The sequence below is a fragment of the Dactylosporangium sp. NPDC050588 genome, from assembly GCF_040654975.1.
GTDB classification, from domain to species: domain Bacteria; phylum Actinomycetota; class Actinomycetes; order Mycobacteriales; family Micromonosporaceae; genus Dactylosporangium; species Dactylosporangium maewongense.
The window spans coordinates 1-18,598 of the sequence record NZ_JBFAJA010000027.1 but is presented as its reverse complement, the minus strand read 5'-3'; the positions used below and the strand labels follow the sequence as shown (position 1 = coordinate 18,598).

Genomic DNA, 18,598 nt, shown 5'->3' with positions numbered 1-18,598 from the left:
TTGCGGGGACTGCAATCCCATTAGGCGTGCAGCGGTCTGAGCGCGGTCGCGACCTTGCCGAGTTCGTCGAGCATCGCCGTGGCGGCGGCGGTCATGGCATCCGTCGCGTCGATCTCGTCCTCGCGGAGCAACGTACGGACGAATGGGATATTGACCGCCTCGCGGAGCATGATGAGGTTCAGCGCGTACGCAGAGGTCTGCAGCGCGATCGCCGAGCGGGTGCCGGCCGAGACTCCACCGTAGGACACCACGCTGGCCGTGTACGGTGCCAAAACTCGTCGTACAGGGTTTGAGCTGCTGATTCGCTGTCAGGGCGGAGAATGGCGGGCGTGTTTGTTCGGCTGCTCTACCTGAGTGCGGTGCGGGTGTTCGGTTGGTTGCCGCAGGTCACGCGGAGCGAGTCCGCGCTGGTCGCCGAGTTGCTGGTGCTGCGCCACGAGGTGGCGGTGCTGCGCCGCCAGGTCGGTCGGCCGCGGCTGTCGTGGCCGGAGCGAGCGGTGCTGTCCGCGCTGGTCCGCGCTCTACCGCGGGACTATGGAAGCATCGGATCGTCACCCCGGCCACCCTGCTGGCCTGGCACCGCCGACTGGTCCGCCAGCACTGGACCTACCCGAACCAGCCCGGACGACCACCGATCAGCGACGACATCCGTGACCTGGTCCTGCGGCTAGCCAGGGAGAACCCCGGCTGGGGACACCGGCGCATCCAAGGCGAACTCGTCGGCCTCGGCCACCGCATCGGCGCCGGCACCATCCGCCGCATCCTCGCCCGATCGAGAACCGGCCCTGCCCCACGCGAGATCGACACCAGTTGGCGAACGTTCCTGCGCGCGCAGGCGACCGGGCTGCTGGCCACCGACTTCTTCCACATCGACACCATCACGCTGCGACGCCTGTACGTGCTGTTCGTCATGGAGATCACGACCCGACGGGTACACATCCTCGGCGTCACCGCCCACCCGACCGCCGCCTGGACAACCCAGCAGACCCGCAACCTGGTGATAGACCTCGGCGAATGCACGACACGGTTCCGGTTTCTGATCCGCGACCGCGACGCCAAGTACACCGCGGCCTTCGACGCCGTGTTCGCCGCCGAAGGCATCGACGTGGTGAAGACCCCTCCACGCACACCCCGGGCGAACGCGTTCGCGGAACGCTTCGTGCGCAGCGTCAGAGCGGAGTGCATCGACCGGGTCCTGATCTATAACGAACAGCACGCCCGCACGGTGGTACGCGACTACGAGGACCACTTCGACCGGCACCGGCCACACCAGAGCCTGGATCAGCATCCACCCGACCACGACCCCGGCGTGGTCATCGCGATCGACAAGCCGATCCGGCGACGCCGCGTCCTGAGCGGCGTGATCAACGAGTATCACCGGGCCGCTTGATCCACCCAACAACTCCCCAGCTCACAGCCTGAACACAGTTTTGGCACGGTACAGGATCCACGCCGGGGTATTCGATTCGGTGGCCGAAGCGGCGAGTTCGCCGGCGGCCGCGCTCAGCCGGAAGCCGTAGCTACACCTCAGCGAACTTCTCAAAGCGGCCGTCAACCGATAGGGACTGTGAGAAGCCACTTCTGCCGGTCGGGCTTCCCGGACAGGCCGGTGGCGGTACCGGCCTGCCCGGGGGATTCACCGTTAGGCGAGGTTCTTGGTGAAGAACTCGTCGAGCTTGTCGAAGGGGATGAGGTCCTTGCGGTCGTACAGGTCGACGTGGTCCGCGCCGGGGACGATCAGCAGATCGACGGTGCCGGGCACCTGCGCCGCCACGTCCTGGGAGTAGTAGAGGGAGTGGGCGTCGGCGCCGGCCACGAGCAGCGCTTTGCGGGGTGCCAGCAGGTCGATGTTAGCCATCAGCGGGAAGCCGAAGAACGACATCGGTGTGGTCGCGGTCCAGGCGGTGTTGGAGTTGATCGAGCGCGGGTGGTAGCCGCGTTCGGTGCGGTAGTAGTCGAAGAACGCGGTCGTGACCGGGTCGGCGTCGGCCGGGAGAGTCTGGGGCAGGATGCGGTTGGTGGGGGCGACGTTGCCGGCCTCGTCGAACGGGACCTCGTGGGAGAGCCGGGCGTAGGTGCCGTTCTCGGCGTCGATCCACCGCTGGCGGCTGAGGTGGTCCACGACCTTCTGGCGCTGCTCACGGGTGTAGAAGTCCTGGTGGCCGCGGGACATGCTGCGTGACATGTCGTACATCGAGGCGGTGGCGACTGCCTTGATCCGGCTGTCGGCGGCCGCGGCGGTGAGTGCCATGCCGCTGAGGCCGCAGACGGCCTGCGCGCCGATCCGTTCGCGGTCGACGTTTCTCTGCAGGCCGAGGAAGTCGACGGCGGCGCTGAAGTCCTCGGTGTAGATGTCGGGGGAGGCCACGTCGCGGGGCGTGCCGCCGCTCTCGCCGGTGAAGGACGGGTCGAAGGCGAGGGTGACGTAGCCGCAGCGGGCGAACTCGTTGGCGTACAGCCCGGAGGACTGTTCCGTGACGGCGCCGAACGGGCCGCTGAGCACCAGGGCCGGCAGCTTGCCGCGGGCGTTCTTCGGCACGTAGAGGTCACCGGCGACCGTGAAGCCGTAGCGATTCTTGAACCGTACCGACGTGCGTTTGACGTTCTTGTCCTGGGTGAAGGTGTAGCCGCCCTTGGCCGAGGGCTTGCCCGATCCGGTGATGCCTGCGCTTTGGCCCTTGTCCGCGCCGAAGGCGGGTACAGCGGGGAGGGTGGCGGCGGCGCCGGTGGCGGCGATCAGTCCGAGCGCTTTGCGACGTTGCATGACAGTCGACCTCACATGTCGATTGGCGGGCAAGACACAGCCCGCACCGAGTTGGTGGAGACTTCGTTGTTGCGGCCCGGCTGGTGACCGGTGCGGCATGAACGTGCCGGGCGATCCGCACGAGCATGTCCGGCTCGGCTCCGGTGCGGGGGCGACCCGGAGGGGTGGCTCAGCTGAATCGCTGAGGCGTGCGCCGAACTCCGCGCCTGGTCAGGAAGTCGCGTGCTTCCGACCGGTCGTCTATGCAACGAGCCTAGGCCGCGCGACAGCGATCAGGGATTCCCTGTCGGTACACCCATCATCAAGGACTTCTTCGTCTTCCGGTGGGGACGTTGACTGGATGCCGTAGGCCCCTGTCCAGTGAACGGAGCACACCACCATGCGTCAGGTTGTCATGTACAAGCCCGGGGATGTACGGGTGGAACAGCGCCCGGATCCCACGATCGTCGAGCCGACCGACGCGATCATCCGGCTGGCCGCAACCTGTATCTGCGGCAGTGACCTGTGGCCGTACCGCGGCGCCGAGCCGGTGGATCACCAGGTGATGGGTCACGAGTACGCCGGTGTCGTGGAGGCGGTCGGGTCCGAGGTGCGAACCGTGAAGGTCGGTGATTTCGTCGTCGGCTCCTTCTGGGCGTCCGACAACACGTGCGACATCTGCCAAGCCGGTTACCAGGCGTACTGCGTGCACCGCGTCCTGATGGGCACCATCGGCACCCAGGCGGACCTGGCCCGCATCCCCCTCGCCGACGGCACCCTGGTCGCCGCCCCCGGGCAGCCCGGCCCGGAGCTGATCCCGTCGCTGATGGCGGCCTCTGACGTGCTCGGTACCGGCTGGTTCGCGGCCGTCGCCGCCGAGGCCGGGCCCGGCAAGACGGTCGCGGTCGTCGGGGACGGCGCGGTCGGTCTGCTCGGCGTCCTGGCCGCCCGGCAGCTTGGCGCGGAGCGCATCGTCGCGTTCAGCCGCCACGCCGACCGGCAGGCCCTGGCGCGGGAGTTCGGCGCCACCGACATCGTCACCGGACGCGGCGACGCCGGCGTCGCGGCGATCAAGGAGCTGACCGGCGGACTGGGCGCGCACAGCGTGATCGAGGCGGTCGGCACCCAGGAGGCCATGATGCAGGCCATCGGCTCCGCCCGCCCCGGCGGTCACGTCGGCTTCGTGGGGGTGTCACACGATGTCGCCATCCCCGGCGACGAACTGTTCATGTCGGGTGTGCACCTGCACGGCGGTCCGGCACCGGTCCGGCGGTTCCTGCCCGAGCTGATCCAGCTGATCTGGGACCGCACGATCGACCCGGGCAAGGTCTTCGACCTCACCCTGCCGCTCGAGCGGGCCGCCGAGGGCTACCAGGCCATGGACCAGCGCACCGCCACCAAGGTCCTGCTCACCCTCTGACCGGGAGACACCATGTTCACCGCACGCACCACCGTCCGCGTGGCACTGTCGGCGGTCGCCGGCCTGACCCTCGCCGCCTGCGGCGGCAACGGCCAGGCCGGCGCCACCGGCGACCCGACGTCTACGACGACGCCCAGCGCTACCAGTCCTGCCACGGCAGCGCCGAGTGACACCGCCGCACCCTCGGGAGAGCAGATGAAGATCCAGATCACCATCAACGGTAAGCGCATGCAGGCCACGATCTTCGACAGCGCCGCCGGCCGTGACCTGCTCGCCCAGCTGCCGCTGACCATCGACATGACCGACCACGGCGCGGTGGAGAAGACCGGCCCATTGCCGTCGCCGCTGTCGCTGGACGGCCAGCCGGAGGGTGCGGATCCCGATGTCGGCGCTGTCGGCTACTACGCGCCCGGCAACGACTTCGTCCTCTACTACGGCGACCAGTCGTACTTCCCCGGCATCGTGGTCATCGGCCGCCTCGACGGTGACGCCGCGAGCCGCATCGCCGCCATGGACGGCGCCGTCACCGCGACCGTCGAACCCGCCTGACCACTCCGGGAGACATCATGAACCCCACCTTCGACTTCACCGGCCAGGTCGCCCTGGTCACCGGTGCCGGCTCCGGCATGGGACTGGCCAGCGCGCAGGCGTTCGCCCACGCCGGAGCCGCAGTCGTCCTGGCCGACATCAACGAGCAAGACGTGCAGGCCGCCACCGCAGAGTTACGGGCGAGTGGGCATGAAGCCCTCGGTGTGCAGTGCGACGTGGCCGACGAGCCGCAGGTCGCCGCCCTGATCGACCGGACCGTTGCGGCTTACGGCCGACTCGACATGGCTTTCAACAACGCCGGCATCCAGGCGCCACCGTCCGACGCCGCCGACGAGCCCGCCGACACCTTCGACCGCGTCAACGCCGTCAACCTGCGCGGCGTCTGGGCCTGCATGAAGCACGAGCTGCGGCAGATGCGCGAGCAGGGCAGCGGCGCCATCGTCAACTGCTCCTCCCTCGGCGGCCTGGTCGGGCTGCCCGGACGCGCCGCCTACCACGCGTCCAAGCACGGCGTCCTCGGGCTGACCAGCAGCGCGGCCCTGGAGTACGCGCCACGAGGGATCCGGATCAACGCCATCTGCCCCGGCACGTTCGAGACCCCCATGGTCACCGCCATGATCGCCAACGGTGAACTCGACACCGCCGCGGCGCTCGCGAACCAGCCCATCGGCCGGTTCGGTCGGGCCGACGAGATCGCCTCCACCGTGCTCTGGCTGTGCAGCCCCGGCGCCAGCTTCGTCGTCGGCGTCGCTCTGCCCGTGGACGGCGGATACACCGCGCAGTAGGGCGACTCTCAGACTGACGCGGCTTTGGCAGGCCGGGCCAGCACCAGCCCGGCCACGGACAGCACCGTGCAGGCGATCATCAAGAGCGCCATCGGTACGGCGGTGTCCTGCCCACCGAGGCCGGCGATCGGTGCGATGACGCCTGCGGCCACCCACGTGACGAAGCCGAGCATCGCCGAGCCGGTGCCCGGATGCTCGGGCACCTCCGCCGACGCCAGCGCGCCGCCGTTGGGGCCGATCAGCCCCTGCGCGGTCATCAGCACGAAGAAGCAGACGATCACCAGCGGCAGCGGCGTGCCTAGCCACAGCGCGCCGACCAGCATCGCTACCCCGGCGCCCAGCGCGGCGGCCTGTCCGGCCAGGATGACCTTGCGGGTGGCGACCCGGCCGGCGAGGCGGGCGGCGACCAGCGCGGCGAGGGTCATGCCAGCGGCGTTGGCGGCGAAGTCGACCGAGTACGCGACCGGCGACAGACCGTTCATCGACTGCAAGACGAACGCCGACGTCGCGACGTACGCGAAGATCGCACCCATCCCGGATCCGCTGACCAACACATACCCGACGTAGCGGCGCCGGGCGAGGACCTGACGGCCGGCGACCGCGAACGCGCGCAGACCGCCGCCGTGCCGCCGCTGCGGCGGCAGCGACTCGGGTACCGCGACCAGCACCGCCACCACCATCGCCACGCCCAGGGCCGCCACCGCCCAGAACGACATCCGCCAGCCCGAAAGCTGCAGAATGACCGCGCCAAGCAGCGGACCTGCGATCGGCGCGATCCCGCCCACCCCGGCGATCACGTTGAGGACCCGCACCAGCCGGGCACCGCGCGCCAGGTCGACGATCACTGCCCGGCCGATCACCATCGCCCAGCCGCCGGCGAAGCCCTGGACGAACCGGGCGGCCATCATGACACCGATCGACGGCGTCAAGGCGCATACCACGGACGCCAGGGTCATCACGATCACCGCGGCCAGCAGCAGCCGGCGCCGGCCGTACTGGTCGGAGACCGGCCCGCCGATCAGCTGCCCCAGCGCCATCCCGACGAAGAACGTGGTCAGCGTGAGCTGCACCTGCGTCGCCGTCGCCGACAGGTCACCCGCGACACTCGGGAACGCCGGCACGTACATGTCGGTCGCCAGCGGCGCGATCCCGGTCAAGAAGATCACTGTAGCGATCAAGGCGGTGGTGAGCCGAGCCTGACGCCGTACCTGATCCAAGGGCGGCTGTTCGGCGAGAGCTGCAGTCATACCTCCAGCACACACGGGGCGGGCGGTGGGAAGAAGTCATCGATGATGGGTGTACCAGCAGTACATCCCAGGTCAGCGGTCCGGGTCGTACCGTCGAAGACATGAACAACCGAGCCGAGGTACACGACTTCCTCACCACCCGCCGGGCGAAGATCACCCCCGAGCAGGCGGGCCTGCCGGCCGGCGGGCAGCGTCGTGTGCCCGGGCTACGGCGCAGTGAGGTCGCCGCGCTGGCCGGCATGAGCGTCGAGTACTACGCGAAGCTGGAACGCGGCGCGCTGGCCGGCGTCTCCGCCGGAGTGCTCGAGGCGATCGCCCGGGCCCTGCAACTCGACGACGCAGAGCGCGCGCACCTGATGCGCCTGGCACAGGAGGCCAGCGGCACCAGCGCTTTGGTGCGGCCCAAACGTCGACCCAAGCAGTGGACCGTACGGCCCAGCCTGCAATGGACCCTCGACGCAATCACCGCTCCCGCGATCGTGACCAACAACCGGCAGGACCTGCTCGCCGCGAACCTGCTCGGCCGGGCCATGTACAGCGACGCCTACGCCAGCGCGCACGGCGTGCCCAACTTCGGCCGGTTCACTTTCCTCGACAGCACCGCCCACCGCTTCTACCCCGACTGGAACCTCGCCGCCGACATGCTGGTGGCGAACCTGCGCACCGCCGCCGGCAAGGACCCGCACGACAAAGGCCTGCACGACCTGGTCGGTGAACTGTCCACCCGCAGCGACGACTTCCGCCGCCGCTGGGGCGCCCACAACGTGCGTACCCACGGCACCGGCACCAAGACCTTCCACCACCAGGTCGTCGGCGACCTCGAACTGGCCTACGAGACGATGGACCTGCGGGCCGAGGACGGCGCCGGTATGACGATCTACGCTGCCGAACCGAGCTCACCGACCGCCCAGGCCCTCACGCTGCTCGCATCCTGGGCGGCCACGAACGAGAGCACTTCCGCCGCATCGCAGCGGTAGCTCGGATCTTCTTCCACACCGCGCGCCGAGGAAGTCGACCCCGGCGCTGAAGCCTTCATGGGTAAAAGCGATATCGCTCGGGTCGCCGCCACTCGCACCGTCGAGAAACGGGTCGAAGCTGCTTGCGACGAAACGCGGCGAGCCAAGTCTTGCGCGTACGCCAGCGGCCTTGCTTCTCGCCGCCGCCGTGCGGCCGGCAGGCAACCAGAGCCGCATGCGTGGCGGACTATCAAGCTTGAGGCCGGTACCGGGCGCCTTCATGACCGATTCCGATTCGATGCGGCAGTCAGGGGTGCCCTGCCGGTACACCCATCATCAGAAACTCCCCGCCCGTGGGTCGACACGCTTTGCTTGTTACCAGCACGCGGCACTGCCGCCGGGGCGATCCGCTGATCCACCGGCCGCAAGCCTGACCGCTGCCCCCACCTCATCGTCAGAAGACAAGGAATCCACGAACGATGACAACGAAATTCAACATCACTGCTCGTACGCTGGTGCTGCCTCTCGTCCTCGCGGTGGCGCTGCTGGCGGCCACGTTCTCCTTCGCCCAGCCCAGCGACGCCCACCGTGGCACGTCGCCGCTGGTAGGTGGATGGCGCATGACGTCGCTGGAGGTCGGCACCCCGGGCAACCTGCGACCCGTGCCGTACTCCGGCCAGATCATCTTCACCACCTCCGGCACCATGTCGGTGCAGGCCATGAACCCCGACACGAGCGCTCCTGACACCCCGTACACGATCAACGGATACGAGGCCTTCTACGGCACTGTCGCCGTGAACAAGACTGCCGGCACGTTCGTCGTGACCGTCGAGTCGTCAGCGGTGCGCAACCTCATCGGACAGCGTCTGACCCGCGTCTTCAAGGTCTCCGGCGACCGGCTGGTCCTGACGCCGACGGACCCGGCCGAAGGCTGGCGCGTCACCTACAAGCGCTTCTGACGACTGGTACCCGGACGATCGGCGAGCAACGTACGAAGCGGTGACCTGAATGGCCGAGATGACCAGACGCCACCTCTTGCGGTCCGCCACCGTACTCGGCGCGGGGTTTCTGACCGCCTGCACCGGCAGTCCCCGGCCGCGCGAGAACACAGCGGCCTCGGCACCCACGACCTCGGCCCGCGTCGGTACCGGCGGTCGACCGGCGCCGCAGGGCGAGTTGTACGGGGTGGACATCTACAACACACCACAGGTCGCCGACGAGCTGCGCTACATCGCGCAGAACATCCGGCCACGCACCGACGGCCGTCCCCAGCGGATTCGTTACCGGGGCAGAATCCACCGGCCGATCTCAGGATCGTCGTCGAGTCCCTCCGCAGCGGCGCCCTCGAGACGATCGGCGACTTCCTCGAACATCGCCGCCACGTTTGGCCAGAGCGGACCGTGCTGGCCTTCGGTCTCGTAGTCGACCATCACGCAGCCGCGCAACGGCCCCGGCCTGCAGTCCACAAACAGATCCGGGCCGTCGCCGGCAAACGGAGGCCACTCCGGCAGCCAAAGCCACATCGATGTCGGGGTGCCCGCCGGAGTGTGCCGCAGTCGATCGATCTGGGCGGCGTAGAAGGCGTGCTCCGCCTCTGGCCAGACACGCCATTGGGCTGAGATTCGCGCACGCCAGGCCGCCAACGACGCCCGTGTCGAGTACGGCGTCCAACGTTCAGGGATGAGAAAGCCACCTGGGCCGGGTCTCAAGTCGCTGACGCCGTTCGCCACCAAGCTTCCACCTGATCCGGCAGGGAGGTACCGAGGACATCCTCAACCTGCACGATGTCAGGGTCTGTTGCCGGCGGCTGCAACGCCGCGAGCGTTCGGGGACCGTGCACACGCAACCACGCCTCGACCCGGGCCTACGCCTGCTCGACCGGATTGCCCACCTGGTCCGCCGTCATGCTGGTCCTTTGCGAATATCGAGACCCCGGCGTCTGCCGCGGCGCCTATGCGGTACGAGACAACTTCACAACAACCTTGTAGGGGGTCAGCCCAGGATCGGGCTCTCGCGGCTGACGATCAATACTGAGCTGCGCCACCACCACAATGACTGCCAGCATCACAACCAGCGCGCCAGCGGCAAGCACGACATCACGGCTACCACTGAGGCGGCCCATGTCCCACTTCCCATCCCGGCAACGGCTGCAGACAACCTTTCGAGATCGAGAATACGAACTGACGATCCGCTCGGGCGTCAGGCGCGTGGACGAGGACCTTGGCCGCCCGGCGGACACGACATGCTGGTCATGTTCGCGGACGGCACTGGCTTGTCGAAGCCCATGGGCAACCGAGAGTCGAGCGTGCCGTGAGCCGTTCGGTGATGCCGTCATCGCCGGTCGCCGGGCCGCGGTCCGCCTGGCGGGCGAGCGCGAAGGTTCGCCCGCCACGCACGGTGTCCGGATGCTCCGGGCCGGACATCGGCTTGAGCTCCGAGACGAGCTGAGCGGGGCGGGGCGGACAACGTGAACGGCATTGGTCATCGCGCGGGAGTTCCTGTTCGCGCTGCACCGGTTGGACCTGTCCGGCGTGTACGTCTTCAACCGCCAAGTCGATGCCGCCTACACGCATGCGTCCGGGCGCAAGCGCCGGCCGCAGGCCTGGATGGCCGATACCGCCACCGCCACCGCCGACGGCGGCCAGGCGCTGGCGGCCGCCGCCACTACCGAAGACCAGACGGAGATCGTTCCGAACAACGTCACGCCCGGCAGGTACGAGCCTCTGTCGGAGTGATGAGTCAGCTGTTGGTCGCGCACGTCGCGGGTCCAGATGCTGTACTCGAGGGCGCCGAGGATCAGATGAGTGTCGCAGCGGTCGCCGGCCTTCCATCCGACAATGCGGTTGGAGAACGCGTCACGGACCCCGGCGGGCCGGAACACGCCCTCGCCGCATTTGGATGCGGGTGGCGTCGGCGACCCTCAGTCGGTTCGGCGCGGTGGCGGTGAAGTTCCGGTTGACCAGGTCTGGCGCGGGCGTCGCTCGGGGGTCCTGGCGGGTTGAGCCGCCGCGCCAGCCGCGGCGCACGTATGCGCCCTGCTAATGCTCAGTTCCTCTTTGGGGGTGTAGATCGCTGGTGCCCTTGGGTGGGATGCTGGTGGGGAGGCGATCGTCATGCCGAAGTTGCTGGACGCGCGTCCTCCGGTCGATGTCGCAGGTCACCTGTTGGGCTCATGAATCGGGTTCGGCTACGCCGCCCGCGAGTATTCGTTGATCAATCCGCCCAGCATCGGGCGTCGTCGGACTCGATCGGCGTTGAGGTCGATGACCTGCGGTGGTGGGCTGGGTGGTCGTTGTCCGAGTGATCGAGGTGGCCGGTGGCTGTTGCAGTGCGCGGTGTGCTCGGGTCAGCACGCTGCTCAGGTGTCGCTCGCCGGCGATGAGGATTCGGTCGGTGCACTCGCGTCGGACGGTGCCGACCCAGCGCTCCGCGTAGGCGTTCGCCCTCGGGGCTTGTGGCGGTGTTCGGAGCACGTCGATACCCGCGGCGGTGAAGACCGTATCGAGGGCGGCCGTGACCTTGGTGTCGCGGTCGCGGAGCAGGAACCGGAACCCGTGGGCCCGCTGATCGAGGCTCATCAGCAGGTTCCGGGCCTGTTGCGTGACTCAGACACCGGTCGGGTGCGCGGTGATCCCGTCGACCGGTGGCCGGCCGGGGCGCGCGTGTGGGTGGGTCCAGTGCCGGGCGATCAACTGCCGGTGCCAGCGCAGCAGTGTCGCCGGGGTGACGAAGAACGCCGCCCATTGTGGCCGGGGCAGTAGCCGGGACAACGCCGCCAACACCACCCGATCCGCGGGCTGCAGGTCGGGGCGGTGCATCTGCCGGCGCAGCACCGCCACCTGATGCCGCAACAGGAGCAGCTCGACGTCCTTCGCGCCGCCGTCCCGGGCGAGCTGGGTCAGCATCTGCAGGAGATGACGTAGGAGCAGGTACATCAGCGAGGCTGCCACGCCCTGGATCATCCCAGCTACCGGCCGCTGAGCCACGGACAAATCCGCACGTCACAGCCACCGAACCGAATTTACGAGCCGCACAGGTGGCGGCGGAGACGGGCTGGGTGTACTCGAGCTCGAACCCGTCGGCGATCGCCCGCATGGCCTTGATGTCGAACACGCTCGCGCCGTTGGGCGTCAGCTTCTGCAGGCCGTACGTCAGCTTGCCCTCCTGGCCCCAGTTGCCGCCGGCGAATGTTGTGCGGCGTCTTGCATCACGCCGGCAATTGCAGCGGCCGGAGGAGATGGCCGCCGTAGTCGCCGAGTTCCTGTCCGGCGTCAGCCGGCGCGGTTGAGGCGGATCACGGCGCTGGCCCAGTCGCCGGCGGGCAGTCGGCCGCCCACCGGCAGGCCGGCGGACATCAGGGCCCGGCCCGAGGCGGCGGTCCCGGTGTCCGGATCGGTGTAGGTGGCGTCCGGGTCGAGGCCGGCGAGGCGGAGGGCGGTGGGGCCGGGCGCGACCTCGGCGCGCGGGCGATAGACGAAGACGACGGTCTCGTCGCCGAGCACGTACTGGATCGCGGTGAGGCCGGCGCCGGGCGGATCGCCGATGCGGTACTGCGCGCCACGCTGCACGGTCGCGCGGATCCGCTTGTAGAGGGCGATGTTGCGGCGGGCCTGCTCGTGCCGCCCGTCGCTCCACGCGCTGAGGTTGCCGCCGATGCCCAGGACGTCATCGATCATGTCGGTGATCGGCCCGTTGCCCTAGCGGCTGATGACGTCCAAGCCTGTCGTCGCCACCCACTGGTGCCGGCGCAGCCGACCCGTAGCTGTCCGTTCCGGCTGAACCTTGCACACGCGACGCGTTGACCACCGGTTCGCAACGTGAGTCCGTACGGTCGGAGCCCTGGTTGTTCAGACCCACCTTGCGTATTCGAGGTTCGCTTGACGGACGTCCCGCCGACCAAGCTGCCCGAGCCCGCCGTGTCGGGCACGACACGGCGCCGGTCCGCAACATAGGTCCGGACAGTGCAAGATCAGGTGCAGGGTAAGACCATGCGGATGAGCGCAGGCTCCGCCAAATCGTTCCTCGTGACCCACGAGCGGATTTGATACATTCCCATGCGTCGCTTCCTTCAACCGTGCCCGCACGGTCACCCCCGGAGATAAGGACGGCAATGAGAAGCATCCGCGGCGCACTAGCCGCCACCACCGCCATGCTGGCGGCGCTCACTCTGTGGGCGGCGCCTGCCCACGCCGATATCGCACCACCCCAGCCCTTCTCCGCCGACTCCACCAATCCCTACTTCGACACCTGCCCCCACGGGATCACCAAAGGAACCCTCCTCTGGCAGACGCCTGGGCCCGTCGCGCCCATCGCGGTCCAAGTCAGCGGCCAGGTCGTCGACCGGCCAACCCCCAGCAGCACCACACCGAGCTGCGCCCCCGACGACTACTCCAGCACAGCAATCTTCACCGCGTACAGCGGCAGCGCCGTCGTCGGCTACAAGACGGTGACGGTCGACAACGGCGTCAAGCAATTCCAGTTCACCCTCGGCGGCAGCACCGGCTCAGTCCTGACTGCCCTAACGGTCCAGGTATGCCGCGATCCGGTGCACACCCTGCCGCCAAGCTACTGCGGCAAGACCGTCACATACAGGGGATAACGCACCTCGTCGATGCCGCCGGGCAGGCTCTCACTCCACCTGCCCGGCGGCATCTGCTGCGGTCAGCTGCAGACCTGCTGGCACGGCTACAAGGTCCATTTCAGCGAAACCTGCAACGATCCAGACCCGACCGCTGACGAGCGGCCGAATCTCAACACCAACGTGATGACGACCGACGCGACCGTCAACGACTCGGTGATGACCACCGCGATCCACGAACGCCTGGACCAGCGCGGGCTGCTGTCCTCCATCGCTCGGCAGCGCCAGATACGGCGGTGGCTGTTGGTGCCGCAGACGCTGCGGGCTGTTTGGCGCGTGACGTGCTTCATGCAGGGTCGAGACGCATGGTGGTTGTGTTGACGGGTGGCCCGGTCATCGCCGTCGTGTAGGAGGAGCTGCCGTATTTGTACCGGTACGCCTGGTCGATCCGTGCGTTGATACCCGCCTCGTCGACCGCAATGAATCGGACGTTCTGCCGATGCCCGGCGGCGATGATCGAGCCGGTGCCGTGCTGGCGAGCTCTCCGGTACCAGATGCCTGCGTCGCCCTTCCAGGACCGTACGTAGAGGTCGTCGTCGACTGCAACGATCCAGATCGGCGTGCGCGCGTCCGGTCGGCCCGGTGCGGGCACCACGACCTCGATCTCGTGGGTGTCGGCGAGTTGTCGGGCGGTTGCGGTGTCCCAGGTCATGACGACAGCCTTTCTGCCGCAGGGGCGGGGAGGGTGTTCGGGTGCGCCTACTGGTCAGCCGGAGCGTTCGATGGTGTGGTGGCGGCCCAGCTGGCCAGCAGGCGCAGGGTGTCGTGGGCGGCGGTGCCGGTTTGGGCGCTGTATGCGGTGAGGGTGAGGCCGGGGTCGGCGGGTAGTGGCATGGCTTCGAAGGCGAGGTCGAGGCGGCCGACGATGGGATGCTGGAAGTGTTTGACGCCGGTGTGGTGCAGGCGGACGTTGTGGGCGGCCCAGCGGGTGCGGAAGTCGTCGCTGCGGGTGGCGAGCTCGCCGACGAGGTCGCTGAGGGCTTTGTTGTAGGGGTCGCGGCCGGCTTCGGTGCGCAGCAGGTTGACGGTGGTGTCGGCGGCGTTGTCCCAGTCGGGGTAGAAGGTTTCGGCGGCGGGGTCGAGGAAGCAGAACCGGGCAAGGTTGACCGTCGATGCGCCCGTAGCGAACGCGGGCGCGTAGAGGGCCCGCCCGAGGGGGTTGATGGCGAGGATGTCGAGCCGGCCGTTGCGGACGAAGGCGGGGGCGTCGGTCATGGCGTCGAGCAGGCTTTGGACGCCGGGTCTGATCTGCTGTCTGGCCGGTCGCCGTTGCCGGGTGCGTGGGCTGGTGTTGGCGGCGCGGGCCAGGTCGTAAAGGTGGGAGCGTTCGGCTTCGTCGAGTTGCAGGGCACGGGCGATGGCGTCCAGGACGCTGTCGGAGACGCCGGAGAGATTGCCGCGTTCCAGGCGGGTGTAGTAGTCGGGGCTGACCCCGGCGAGCAGCGCGACCTCGGCGCGGCGCAGCCCGGCGACGCGGCGGGTGCCGCCGAAGGTGGGCAGGCCGGCCTGTTCCGGGGTGATCCTGGCCCGCCGGGTGGCCAGAAACTCGCGCACGTCGCCCTGGTTGTCCATGTCAGCCACGGTACGACGCTCCACCGGCGGCATAGGGGTTCTGTCATTACCTGCTACGGCAAACCCTCCCACCCGCGCGCCCGAGCCGGTTCCATGGAGAACGTAAGGCTCCTGACCGGCTCACCAAGCAGCTGGTCAACACCCTGAAAGGCAGGCGTCGTCATGGCGGCACCATCCGCAGACCGGCCGGCGGCGGCCCGGACCCTGGCGGTTGCGGCGGCGGGCACGCTGCTGGTGCTGGTCGCGTTCACCACGCCGCTGGCGACCCTGCCGGCCACCGCGGCCGGTGTGCACGCCGGGCCCGGTGGCCAGGCGTGGATTCTGAGCGGGATGAGCGTGGGCTGTGCGGCGGGACTGCTTTCCAGCGGCGCGCTCGGCGACGACTACGGCCGGCGGCGGACGTTCCTGCTCGGCGCCGCCGTCCTGGCCGTCGGGTCGCTGCTTGGCGCGGCCGCCCCCGATGTGTGGCTGCTGGTGCTGGCCCGGGTGGTGCAGGGGCTGGGCGGCGCGGCGATCGTTGCCTGCAGCCTCGGCCTGATCGGCAATGCGTACCCGGACGGTGGGCCGCGGGCCCGCGCCACGGGGATCTGGGGCGCCGCGCTCGGTGCCGGCGTGGCGATCGGTCCGTTCCTGGCCCTCGGCCTGCAGGCCGTAGCAGGGTGGCGGCTCGCGTATGTCGCGGTGGCCCTGCTGGCCGTCGCGTTGGCGGCTGGTGGCCGGGTCGCGTTGGCCGAGTCGCGGTCGGCCCGTCCACGACCCGTGGACGCGCTGGGTACGGTGCTGCTCGGGCTGGGTGTGTCGGCGCTGCTGGCCGGCCTGGTCGAGGGCCGCAGCGGCTGGACCCGGCCGGGCACCCTCGTGCTGCTGGTGCTCGGTGCCGCCCTGATCGCCGGGTTCGTCGTGGCCGAGCATCGCAGCCGGCATCCGATGCTGGACCTGGTGCTGTTGCGCCGCCCGGACTTCACCGGGGCGCTGATCGCCGCCCTCGCCACCGGGGCCGGGGTCCTGTCGATCACCTCGTACACTCCGATCCTCGTCGAGCAGGGGCTCGGCGGGTCGGCGCTGGCCGGGGTGTCGGCGATGCTGGCCTGGTCCGGGCTGAGCGCGCTCACCCCGTTGAGCGCCCGGTGGTTGTCCGGACGGGTCAGTTCACGCATCCAGCTGGTTGCCGGCCTGGTCGGCTGCGCGGCCGGCCAGCTGGCGCTGCTCGGGCTGCACCCCAGCTCCGCGCTCGTTCGCCTGCTGCCTGGGCTGCTGCTCGCGGGCGCGGCCAACGGGGTCCTCAACGCCGCCCTCGGCCGGCAGGCCGTCTCCAGCGTCCCGGCCGACCGGGCGGCGATGGGCAGCGGCGCGAACAACACCGCCCGCTACATCGGCTCCGCGATCGGCCTCGCCCTCGTCTCCATCACCGTAACCCAAGGCGTCGGCCGCGGCGGCGGGAGTGACCCGGCCACGCTGCTGCACGGCTGGAACACCGCCGTCCTGCTCACCGCCGCGTTCTCCCTGGCCGGAGCCATCATCGTCCTGCTCACCCGCACCCGCACCACCGCCGAGGCGCCAGTCCCGGCGCTCGTGCGCTGACCTGTTCAAGGAGCACCATCATGGAACTGCTACCTGTCCGTCCCACCGTGAAGACACCCGCGGAGGCGTTCACCGGCGACGTCTACATGACCCCGATCTACACCGGCAGCGGCCCGTCGCGGATGACCGTGGCGCTGGTCCGGTTCACCCCGGGCGCCCGGACCAACTGGCATGCCCACGCCGTCGGCCAGACGCTGCACGTCACCGAGGGCGTCGGTTTGGTCGGCACCCGCGACGGGACGGTGCTGCGTATCCACGCCGGTGAGACCGTCGTGTGCCCGCCCGGCGAGGAGCACTGGCACGGTGCCGCCGCCGAGACGTTTATGAGCCACCTGGCGATGCTGGAGGCGAAGCCCGACGGCGGCGACCCGACCACCTGGCTCGAGCCCGTCCCGGACGAGCAGTACGCGCAGGCGAACCAGCGATGAGCCTGACCCCACGGCGGCAGGCGATCGTGCCCATTGCCGCGTTCACCGCAACCGGGGATCTGCCGCAGCTCCGTCAGGCCCTCACCGGCGGGCTCGACGCCGGTCTGACGATCAGCGAGATCAAGGAAATCCTGGTCCAGCTGTACGCGTACGCCGGCTTCCCCCGCAGCCTCAACGCGCTCGGCACGTTCATGGCCGTCCTGCAGCAGCGGCAGGCCGACGGCATCGACGACCCGCCCGGCGCCGAACCCAGCCCACTGCCCGCCGGCAGCAGCTCCGAGCTCGGCGCCGAGCACCAGACTCGCCTCACCGGCACGCCGGTGACTGGCGCCCTGTTCGATTTCGCCCCGGCCATCGACGAGTTCCTCAAGGCCCACCTGTTCGGCGACATCTTCGGCCGCGACAACCTCGACTGGCCTAGCCGGGAGATCGCCACCGTCGCCGCCCTGGCCAGCCTCGACGGCGTCGAGTCACAGCTGCAGTCGCACCTGGGCATCGCCCGCAACACCGGGCTCACCGAAACCGACCTCCGCGACCTGGTCGCGACCCTGCAGGACCGAGTCGGCCGGGCAGCGGCCGACCGGGCCAACGAAACGCTCGAGAAAGTCCTGATCTGATATGCGTGCAGCACTCATGTACGGCGCCGGCGACGTCCGCGTCGAAACCATCCACGACCCCACCATCCAGGCACCGACCGACGCGGTCGTGCGCATCGTGCGCGCCTGCGTCTGCGGCAGCGACCTGCACCCCTACCACGACATGCCCACCCAGGACCACGGCCAGCAGATGGGCCACGAGTTCCTCGGCATCGTCGAGCAGACCGGCGCCGACGTGACCACCGTCAAGCATGGCGACCTGGTCGTCGCCTCGTTCTCCTACCAGGACAACACCTGCGAGTTCTGCCGCGCCGGCGTGCAGACCGCCTGCGTGCACGGCGGGTTCTTCAGCGCCGCCCAGGCCGAACTCGTCCGCGTACCGCTGGCCGACGGCACCCTCGTCACACTGCCCGTCGGGGCCGATTCGGCGCTGCTGCCGTCGCTGCTGACCCTGGCCGACGTGTACGGCACCGGCTACCACGCCGCCAAACGCGCCAACGTCACCGCGGGCGACACGGTCGCGGTCATCGGCGACGGCGCCGTCGGACTCCTCGCTGTGCTGTCGGCGAAGCAGCTGGGCGCCGAGCACATCATCCTGATGGGCCGGCACAAGGTCCGCACCGACCTGGGCCGGGAGTTCGGCGCCACCGACGTCGTCGCCGAACGCGGCGAGGAAGGCATCGCCCTCGTCCGCGACCTCACCGACGGCGGCGCCGCGAAAGTCCTCGAAGCGGTCGGGCACCGCCCCGCCTACGACCAGGCCATCGGCATCGTCCGCGCCGGCGGAACCATCAGCCGGGTCGGCGTCCCCCAGTACGAGGAGGCACCGATCGGGTTCGCCAGCCTCTTCGGCCGCAACATCACCCTCAACGGCGGCCCCGCGCCCGTCCGCGCCTACATCGACGAGCTCCTGCCGGGCATCCTCGACGGCAGCGTCAACCCGGGCAAGGTCTTCGACCGGACCGTCACACTCGACGACGTGCCGGACGCCTACCGCGCCATGGACGACCGCGAGGTCCTCAAAGCCCTCATCAGCTTCTGACGCGCGACCACGGACGGCCGGCGCCGGGCAGCAGCCCGAGC

The 18,598-nt window shown here is 69.4% G+C and carries 24 protein-coding genes; 14 read left to right on the top strand and 10 right to left on the bottom strand.

Translation table 11 applies throughout. From position 1 onward, the window contains the following. Nucleotides 1-20: 20 nt before the first annotated feature. Entirely contained in the window at nt 21-251 is a 231-nt protein-coding gene (locus AB0I21_RS20185) for a hypothetical protein (RefSeq protein ID WP_360563090.1), read from the bottom strand. A 122-nt stretch (nt 252-373) separates the two neighbouring features. Here AB0I21_RS20185 and AB0I21_RS20180 point away from each other — a divergent pair, with 122 nt between their 5' ends. Next, complete coding sequence (locus AB0I21_RS20180; RefSeq protein ID WP_360563088.1) at nt 374-1,390, top strand: integrase core domain-containing protein; 1,017 nt, start codon at nt 374-376, stop codon at nt 1,388-1,390. Nucleotides 1,391-1,642: 252 nt separating this feature from the next. On the opposite strand, the gene AB0I21_RS20175 is transcribed toward AB0I21_RS20180, so the two are convergent. Then, entirely contained in the window at nt 1,643-2,764 is a 1,122-nt protein-coding gene (locus tag AB0I21_RS20175) for an alpha/beta hydrolase (protein ID WP_360563086.1), read from the bottom strand. A gap of 379 nt (nt 2,765-3,143) precedes the next feature. On the opposite strand from AB0I21_RS20175, the gene AB0I21_RS20170 reads away from it, so the two are divergent. The 3 genes from AB0I21_RS20170 to AB0I21_RS20160 are packed head-to-tail and all read left to right on the top strand — an operon-like array spanning nt 3,144 to nt 5,497. Beyond that, on the top strand, nt 3,144-4,163 hold the full coding sequence (locus tag AB0I21_RS20170; RefSeq protein WP_360563084.1) for a zinc-dependent alcohol dehydrogenase family protein: 1,020 nt from the start codon (nt 3,144-3,146) through the stop codon (nt 4,161-4,163). A 12-nt stretch (nt 4,164-4,175) separates the two neighbouring features. Then, nucleotides 4,176-4,712: a cyclophilin-like fold protein gene (locus AB0I21_RS20165; protein WP_360563082.1), complete on the top strand. Its 537-nt coding sequence runs from the start codon at nt 4,176-4,178 to the stop codon at nt 4,710-4,712. A gap of 17 nt (nt 4,713-4,729) precedes the next feature. Beyond that, a complete protein-coding gene (locus AB0I21_RS20160; protein ID WP_360563081.1) occupies nt 4,730-5,497 on the top strand; it encodes a glucose 1-dehydrogenase in 768 nt (255 codons plus the stop codon). A gap of 8 nt (nt 5,498-5,505) precedes the next feature. On the opposite strand, the gene AB0I21_RS20155 is transcribed toward AB0I21_RS20160, so the two are convergent. Further along, nucleotides 5,506-6,744, bottom strand: coding sequence for a multidrug effflux MFS transporter (locus AB0I21_RS20155; RefSeq protein ID WP_360563080.1), 1,239 nt, complete (start codon nt 6,742-6,744; stop codon nt 5,506-5,508). A 101-nt stretch (nt 6,745-6,845) separates the two neighbouring features. Between AB0I21_RS20155 and AB0I21_RS20150 the strand changes: the two genes are divergently transcribed. Both AB0I21_RS20150 and AB0I21_RS20145 read left to right on the top strand, forming a co-directional pair. Further along, nucleotides 6,846-7,721, top strand: coding sequence for a helix-turn-helix transcriptional regulator (locus AB0I21_RS20150; RefSeq protein WP_360563078.1), 876 nt, complete (start codon nt 6,846-6,848; stop codon nt 7,719-7,721). A gap of 458 nt (nt 7,722-8,179) precedes the next feature. Next, nucleotides 8,180-8,659 (top strand): lipocalin-like domain-containing protein, encoded by a 480-nt coding sequence (locus AB0I21_RS20145; RefSeq protein ID WP_360563076.1) that lies wholly within the window; start codon nt 8,180-8,182, stop codon nt 8,657-8,659. A 321-nt stretch (nt 8,660-8,980) separates the two neighbouring features. Here AB0I21_RS20145 and AB0I21_RS20140 read toward each other — a convergent pair whose 3' ends face one another. Together AB0I21_RS20140 and AB0I21_RS20135 are read right to left on the bottom strand one after the other, a co-directional pair. Next, entirely contained in the window at nt 8,981-9,430 is a 450-nt protein-coding gene (locus AB0I21_RS20140) for a hypothetical protein (RefSeq protein WP_360563074.1), read from the bottom strand. Nucleotides 9,431-9,651: 221 nt separating this feature from the next. Further along, on the bottom strand, nt 9,652-9,822 hold the full coding sequence (locus AB0I21_RS20135) for a hypothetical protein (protein WP_360563073.1): 171 nt from the start codon (nt 9,820-9,822) through the stop codon (nt 9,652-9,654). A 355-nt stretch (nt 9,823-10,177) separates the two neighbouring features. Here AB0I21_RS20135 and AB0I21_RS20130 point away from each other — a divergent pair, with 355 nt between their 5' ends. Then, complete coding sequence (locus AB0I21_RS20130; RefSeq protein ID WP_360563071.1) at nt 10,178-10,435, top strand: hypothetical protein; 258 nt, start codon at nt 10,178-10,180, stop codon at nt 10,433-10,435. A gap of 435 nt (nt 10,436-10,870) precedes the next feature. Here AB0I21_RS20130 and AB0I21_RS20125 read toward each other — a convergent pair whose 3' ends face one another. Together AB0I21_RS20125 and AB0I21_RS20120 are read right to left on the bottom strand one after the other, a co-directional pair. Next, entirely contained in the window at nt 10,871-11,278 is a 408-nt protein-coding gene (locus AB0I21_RS20125) for a hypothetical protein (protein ID WP_360563069.1), read from the bottom strand. 27 nt (nt 11,279-11,305) lie between these two features. Further along, a complete protein-coding gene (locus tag AB0I21_RS20120) occupies nt 11,306-11,650 on the bottom strand; it encodes a hypothetical protein (protein ID WP_360563067.1) in 345 nt (114 codons plus the stop codon). Nucleotides 11,651-11,736: 86 nt separating this feature from the next. On the opposite strand from AB0I21_RS20120, the gene AB0I21_RS20115 reads away from it, so the two are divergent. Next, entirely contained in the window at nt 11,737-11,988 is a 252-nt protein-coding gene (locus tag AB0I21_RS20115; protein ID WP_360563065.1) for a hypothetical protein, read from the top strand. Here the strand turns inward: AB0I21_RS20115 and AB0I21_RS20110 are convergent. After that, nucleotides 11,972-12,376 (bottom strand): GH36 C-terminal domain-containing protein, encoded by a 405-nt coding sequence (locus AB0I21_RS20110; protein WP_360563063.1) that lies wholly within the window; start codon nt 12,374-12,376, stop codon nt 11,972-11,974. The two genes, AB0I21_RS20115 and AB0I21_RS20110, sit on opposite strands and share 17 nt — an antisense overlap. Before the next feature lie 434 nt (nt 12,377-12,810). Here AB0I21_RS20110 and AB0I21_RS20105 point away from each other — a divergent pair, with 434 nt between their 5' ends. Continuing rightward, the gene (locus AB0I21_RS20105; RefSeq protein WP_360563062.1) at nt 12,811-13,299 is read left to right on the top strand and encodes a hypothetical protein; all 489 of its coding nucleotides are present in this window, start codon (nt 12,811-12,813) and stop codon (nt 13,297-13,299) included. Nucleotides 13,300-13,311: 12 nt separating this feature from the next. Beyond that, entirely contained in the window at nt 13,312-13,659 is a 348-nt protein-coding gene (locus AB0I21_RS20100; protein ID WP_360563261.1) for a hypothetical protein, read from the top strand. Here AB0I21_RS20100 and AB0I21_RS20095 read toward each other — a convergent pair. Together AB0I21_RS20095 and AB0I21_RS20090 are read right to left on the bottom strand one after the other, a co-directional pair. Beyond that, nucleotides 13,625-13,990: a DUF2255 family protein gene (locus AB0I21_RS20095; RefSeq protein WP_360563060.1), complete on the bottom strand. Its 366-nt coding sequence runs from the start codon at nt 13,988-13,990 to the stop codon at nt 13,625-13,627. The genes AB0I21_RS20100 and AB0I21_RS20095 overlap by 35 nt on opposite strands. A 47-nt stretch (nt 13,991-14,037) precedes the next feature. After that, nucleotides 14,038-14,910, bottom strand: coding sequence for a helix-turn-helix transcriptional regulator (locus AB0I21_RS20090; protein WP_360563058.1), 873 nt, complete (start codon nt 14,908-14,910; stop codon nt 14,038-14,040). Nucleotides 14,911-15,072: 162 nt separating this feature from the next. Here AB0I21_RS20090 and AB0I21_RS20085 point away from each other — a divergent pair, with 162 nt between their 5' ends. The 4 genes from AB0I21_RS20085 to AB0I21_RS20070 are packed head-to-tail and all read left to right on the top strand — an operon-like array spanning nt 15,073 to nt 18,557. Next, on the top strand, nt 15,073-16,491 hold the full coding sequence (locus AB0I21_RS20085; protein WP_360563056.1) for an MFS transporter: 1,419 nt from the start codon (nt 15,073-15,075) through the stop codon (nt 16,489-16,491). Between the two features lie 20 nt (nt 16,492-16,511). Next, nucleotides 16,512-16,919: a cupin domain-containing protein gene (locus AB0I21_RS20080; RefSeq protein ID WP_360563054.1), complete on the top strand. Its 408-nt coding sequence runs from the start codon at nt 16,512-16,514 to the stop codon at nt 16,917-16,919. After that, on the top strand, nt 16,916-17,536 hold the full coding sequence (locus AB0I21_RS20075) for a carboxymuconolactone decarboxylase family protein (protein WP_360563052.1): 621 nt from the start codon (nt 16,916-16,918) through the stop codon (nt 17,534-17,536). The genes AB0I21_RS20080 and AB0I21_RS20075 overlap by 4 nt, the downstream gene beginning before the upstream one ends. A 1-nt stretch (nt 17,537) precedes the next feature. Beyond that, nucleotides 17,538-18,557 (top strand): alcohol dehydrogenase catalytic domain-containing protein, encoded by a 1,020-nt coding sequence (locus AB0I21_RS20070; protein WP_360563050.1) that lies wholly within the window; start codon nt 17,538-17,540, stop codon nt 18,555-18,557. The last annotated feature ends 41 nt before the right edge of the window (nt 18,558-18,598 follow it).

Excerpts from the sequence above, each read along its gene's own strand:
- AB0I21_RS20175 (WP_360563086.1), bottom strand. The coding sequence starts at position 2,764 with ATGCAACGTCGCAAAGCGCTCGGACTGATCGCCGCCACCGGCGCCGCC.
- AB0I21_RS20170 (WP_360563084.1), top strand. The coding sequence starts at position 3,144 with ATGCGTCAGGTTGTCATGTACAAGCCCGGGGATGTACGGGTGGAACAG.
- AB0I21_RS20165 (WP_360563082.1), top strand. The coding sequence starts at position 4,176 with ATGTTCACCGCACGCACCACCGTCCGCGTGGCACTGTCGGCGGTCGCC.
- AB0I21_RS20160 (WP_360563081.1), top strand. The coding sequence starts at position 4,730 with ATGAACCCCACCTTCGACTTCACCGGCCAGGTCGCCCTGGTCACCGGT.
- AB0I21_RS20155 (WP_360563080.1), bottom strand. The coding sequence starts at position 6,744 with ATGACTGCAGCTCTCGCCGAACAGCCGCCCTTGGATCAGGTACGGCGT.
- AB0I21_RS20150 (WP_360563078.1), top strand. The coding sequence starts at position 6,846 with ATGAACAACCGAGCCGAGGTACACGACTTCCTCACCACCCGCCGGGCG.
- AB0I21_RS20145 (WP_360563076.1), top strand. The coding sequence starts at position 8,180 with ATGACAACGAAATTCAACATCACTGCTCGTACGCTGGTGCTGCCTCTC.
- AB0I21_RS20135 (WP_360563073.1), bottom strand. The coding sequence starts at position 9,822 with ATGGGCCGCCTCAGTGGTAGCCGTGATGTCGTGCTTGCCGCTGGCGCG.
- AB0I21_RS20125 (WP_360563069.1), bottom strand. The coding sequence starts at position 11,278 with ATGAGCCTCGATCAGCGGGCCCACGGGTTCCGGTTCCTGCTCCGCGAC.
- AB0I21_RS20110 (WP_360563063.1), bottom strand. The coding sequence starts at position 12,376 with ATGATCGATGACGTCCTGGGCATCGGCGGCAACCTCAGCGCGTGGAGC.
- AB0I21_RS20105 (WP_360563062.1), top strand. The coding sequence starts at position 12,811 with ATGAGAAGCATCCGCGGCGCACTAGCCGCCACCACCGCCATGCTGGCG.
- AB0I21_RS20100 (WP_360563261.1), top strand. The coding sequence starts at position 13,312 with ATGCCGCCGGGCAGGCTCTCACTCCACCTGCCCGGCGGCATCTGCTGC.
- AB0I21_RS20095 (WP_360563060.1), bottom strand. The coding sequence starts at position 13,990 with ATGACCTGGGACACCGCAACCGCCCGACAACTCGCCGACACCCACGAG.
- AB0I21_RS20090 (WP_360563058.1), bottom strand. The coding sequence starts at position 14,910 with ATGGACAACCAGGGCGACGTGCGCGAGTTTCTGGCCACCCGGCGGGCC.
- AB0I21_RS20085 (WP_360563056.1), top strand. The coding sequence starts at position 15,073 with ATGGCGGCACCATCCGCAGACCGGCCGGCGGCGGCCCGGACCCTGGCG.
- AB0I21_RS20080 (WP_360563054.1), top strand. The coding sequence starts at position 16,512 with ATGGAACTGCTACCTGTCCGTCCCACCGTGAAGACACCCGCGGAGGCG.
- AB0I21_RS20075 (WP_360563052.1), top strand. The coding sequence starts at position 16,916 with ATGAGCCTGACCCCACGGCGGCAGGCGATCGTGCCCATTGCCGCGTTC.
- AB0I21_RS20070 (WP_360563050.1), top strand. The coding sequence starts at position 17,538 with ATGCGTGCAGCACTCATGTACGGCGCCGGCGACGTCCGCGTCGAAACC.